Origin of the sequence: Sulfurihydrogenibium yellowstonense SS-5 (genome assembly GCF_000173615.1) — a bacterium.
GTDB classification, from domain to species: Bacteria; Aquificota; Aquificia; order Aquificales; family Hydrogenothermaceae; genus Sulfurihydrogenibium; species Sulfurihydrogenibium yellowstonense.
Window position 1 is genome coordinate 1 of the sequence record NZ_ABZS01000159.1, and the last position, 4000, is coordinate 4000.

Consider the following 4000-nt stretch of genomic DNA (forward strand, 5'->3'; position numbering starts at 1 on the left):
GAAGGAGATTCTTCGTCGGCTGCAGAATGACACTATTTGATCTTTTTTGTCATCCTGAACGTTGTGAAGGATGTCATTTTTTAATGTTTTTGTAAATAGGAGATTCTTCTCACAGCTGCAGAATGACAATGATGTGGATTTCTGGAACGGTTTTGCTCTAAATTTGTTTAAATTACTTTTTCACTTCCTACATCAACTCTTCCGGAAAAGGATTCAAATAGGCTTGTGATTTTAGATAGTTGTCGTTAAACCTGTATATGAAGCTTTTAATGTATTCAAGAAGACCTTCAAGCTGAAGTCTGTTATTTGTAAATTTATCTATCATTCTAAGCAGATGCTTTTTTTCTGACTGGGAGATTTTGTCTGAGAAATGTCCGTATATATGCTGGATGACGTTTAAATGTTTGTTTAAATTAGACCTTTTAGATAAAGCACTATAGAATAAACTGACGTACTGATTCATTGTCTCATCTAATCCATACTTTTTCCAGTTTGCAAGTATATTTCCCATCTTTTTTAAAGCGTTTGAGTCATAAAGCATAAGCAAATATTTATGTTCTTGGTGAAATTTTAGCAAATCGTTAATTTCTTTATAATTATCCTTCAAATATCTTAATCTTGCATAAGAAAAAATCTTTGTTAAAAAGTCTCTTCTTATCCAGTAGTCGTTCAACCTTCCCTCATCTTCAACCGGTAAGTAGGAGTAATGATCCATAGCCTTTTGTGCAAATAAACCGCTACTTTTTCCGTTTATCAAACCTTTTAAGTTTTCTTGATAAAGTTTAGCATCTTTTACTCCGCAGCTTGGAGATTTTGCTTTCAGTAAAAATCCGTCAACATCTCCTACAGATTTTAAAAAATTTTCTGAGTAGTTTATAATCTCTTCTGTGTAATCTTTCATGCTGTTTGGCTCTATCATTCTTATTTGGTTGTCTTTTTTGTAAAGCAAGACAGAAGGTCTTGGAACAGGCATTCCTATGTCTACTTCTGGGCAAACTGTTATATATTCAACATAATCAAGAAGTTTTTTGCTAAACTCATCGTTTACAATACCGCCGTTGTATCTAACCGGCTCTATGTTTAAACATCTACTTAAAACGATTCTTGGCTTGTAATGACTCATAATTTTTCCTTTAAATGTTTAGATAATCCCTTAAATATTTTGCACCATCTCTGCTTGTTTTTAAACTGTCTGGTATATCTTGGAATGTGATTAAAAATTTACTTTGTTCTACTGACTTCATCTCTTTAATTTTTGTTAGATTTACTAAGTAGCTTTTGTGAACTCTAAAGAAACCTTTGTATTTTAAGATATCTTCAAACTCATACAGCTTTCTATTAGAAATGTACTCTTTATCCTTTGTTCTTATGACTGTTTCAGAAAGCTCAGCCTTTATGTAATAAATATCATCTGGCTTTAAAAGAACTATCTTACTAAGATGTTTTACCGGTATGAGTATTTCTGTGTTTGTAGTAATGGTTGCTATCTTTGCAAGGTTAAAGCTTTTGTTTTCTATATTTTTTATTTTCTCTAATGCTTTTTCTACATCTTCCTTTGTAAAAGGCTTTAATAGATAATCTATTGCATTTGCTTTGAAGGCATCAAGCGCAAACTCACCGTATGCCGTTGCAAAGATTATGTAAGGCGGATTATCCATACCCTCAATGACTTCTTTTGCAATTTCTAAACCTGTGCCGTCTGGAAGCTTAATATCTAAAAATAACACATCAATCTCTTTATCTTTCATCTCCGATAGAGCTTTTTCCTTACTGTCAGCAACTCCAACAATATTTATATTTCCAATTTCTTTTAAAAGTCTAATCAATCTTTCTCTTGCGATTGGTTCATCTTCAACGATAAAAACGTTCATGGTCAAACCTCCTTTAATCCGGCTTAAAAACAGCCATGTAAATAATAATTAACCCAAAAAGTATTAAAAATGGTGAAATTATCAATACAAATTTATCATACTTTTTATAATCTTCTATGTTTTTCGCCTTTAAAATAAAATATAGATTTAAAGCTTCCATGGGAGCAAAAAACAACAAAGCTATTAAAATCTTAACCCTTAACCAAGTTATTGAAAAATCATCGTAGAATAAAAAGTATAAGCTTAATCCAAGTGATATTACTGTTGAAAACAAAAATACTTCTAAGTATACTAAATATTTGTAAAATTTCCTTTCTTTTTCTTGATCTTTATCTTTTAAAACAAAGGTTTTGTAAATCAAATACAGCGACATAGAGCTTGAAGAGCTTATCCATCCTATCACGGCAAGTATATGCAGATATTTCAAAAAAAGATACATAAAAAACCTCCCTTTTAGAAGGGAGGAAAAATTTTAGCATCACTGACCAAAGATTGCATTACCAAACTTATGCCCAAGATAGAACACAAGGCTAATTCCAATCACATGAACTACCCACCAACCGATTCTTAAAAACCTCATTGATTCTGGCAACATGACTTACACCTCCCTAAGATAAATTTACATTATAAGAGTAAAGCAGTGGCTAAGGTTTTTAAATGGAAATTGTGTCGTTTTATGTGATGGATTTTTCAGTTTGTAGATTATGGATTTTAAGCAGGAATAAAATCGTTGTAGCAATTTTAAAATAATTATTACATAATACGTCGGATGAGAAATTCAACAAAAGTATGAGATTCTTCGCTTCGCTCAGAATGACGCTATTGGCGGTTTTCTGTCATCCTCCTGAGGACGTAAGTCCGAAGGATCTCATTTTTTGATTTTTTGAATAGTTAAGAAGACAAAAGGCGGAGATACCCCGCACGACTTTAGAATATGAGAAGTGAGATAGTAAGGAATAATCAGTAAATTAATTTTTATAGTATTAAATTGAAACCAACGTTAATTGATATATAATTTTATATCTTAAAAACACAGAAGGAGCACTTCTTGGAAAGTCAGGAGAAAAAGGAAAGTTTAGAGATAAAGCCAACTATTTCATGCTCCTGTGGTCCAATATCTCTAAGTGAAGAAAAAAACGCTGAATGTTATCAGTGTGGAATTCCAATCACTGGAAGACCTCTAAAATTTGAAGTAAATGGTAAGATGGAAGATTTTTGCTGTTTTGGATGTTATCTGATAAATAAAACCACCGGTCTTCGTGGTGATGAAGGCACGGCAATGGCTTTCCTTGGAAAGTTTGGATTTGGATATTTCCTTGCAATGATTGTAATGATGCTTAGCACTTATATATACGGCTCTCATTTTGTTGACCCAAACGACAAAGAGATGCAGCTTTTCACAGGATTTATCAAATACGTAATCCTTGTTTTATCCACTCCTGTTATGCTGATTCTTGGCGTTCCTATTCTTAAAAACTCTTTTTCAAAAGAAAATTTATTAAACTTTAATACAGATACGCTTATTGCCATTGGCTCGTTCTCTGCTTATTTTCTTTCTGTTTATTCAGTTTTAACCGGTAAGAATGCAATATATTTTGAAACCGCAACGATGATTTTAGTTTTAGTAACATTTGGAAGATATTTAGAGACATCTTCGAGAGTAAAAGCTTCAAACTTTATGAAACAGCTAATGGATCTAACTGCAAAAAAAGCAACGGTTATTAAAAACGATGTAGAAGTTGAAGTTCCGGTTGAAGAAGTTAAAGTTGGAGATATAGTCAAAATTCGTCCGGGTGAAAAAGTACCGGCTGATGGTGTAATAGTAGAAGGAATTGGTCATGTTGACGAATCGGTTTTAACTGGAGAGATAAACCCGGTGTTGAAAAAATCTGGGGATTATCTGTATGCTGGAACAACTGTTTTAGATGGAAGTTTTAAGATAAAGGTTGATAAACCACAATCACAGTGGACGTTAAACAGATTCATCGAGATAATGAAGCAAATAAGAAATACAAAAGCTCCAATAAACAGAATAGCTGACAGAATAGCTTTTTACTTTTTACCGATAGTGTTTTTCTTGTCAATTTCTTCATTTATCTATTGGTATGTAAACTTCCGGGTTGAAAAGG

General features: G+C 32.5%; 4 protein-coding genes. 1 reads left to right on the forward strand and 3 read right to left on the reverse strand.

What is annotated here, in order from left to right; all coding sequences use genetic code 11:
* Nucleotides 1–187: 187 nt before the first annotated feature.
* The 3 genes from SULYE_RS06695 to SULYE_RS06705 are packed head-to-tail and all read right to left on the reverse strand — an operon-like array spanning nt 188 to nt 2310.
* Nucleotides 188–1123: a YbgA family protein gene (locus SULYE_RS06695; protein ID WP_007547810.1), complete on the reverse strand. Its 936-nt coding sequence runs from the start codon at nt 1121–1123 to the stop codon at nt 188–190.
* Nucleotides 1124–1133: 10 nt separating this feature from the next.
* Nucleotides 1134–1871, reverse strand: a complete 738-nt coding sequence (locus tag SULYE_RS06700; RefSeq protein ID WP_007547811.1) for a LytR/AlgR family response regulator transcription factor — start codon at nt 1869–1871, stop codon at nt 1134–1136.
* 13 nt (nt 1872–1884) lie between these two features.
* Nucleotides 1885–2310 (reverse strand): hypothetical protein, encoded by a 426-nt coding sequence (locus SULYE_RS06705; RefSeq protein ID WP_007547812.1) that lies wholly within the window; start codon nt 2308–2310, stop codon nt 1885–1887.
* 609 nt (nt 2311–2919) lie between these two features.
* Between SULYE_RS06705 and SULYE_RS06710 the strand changes: the two genes are divergently transcribed.
* Nucleotides 2920–4000: HAD-IC family P-type ATPase (locus SULYE_RS06710; RefSeq protein ID WP_007547814.1), on the forward strand; the 1081-nt coding region annotated here is incomplete at its 3' end.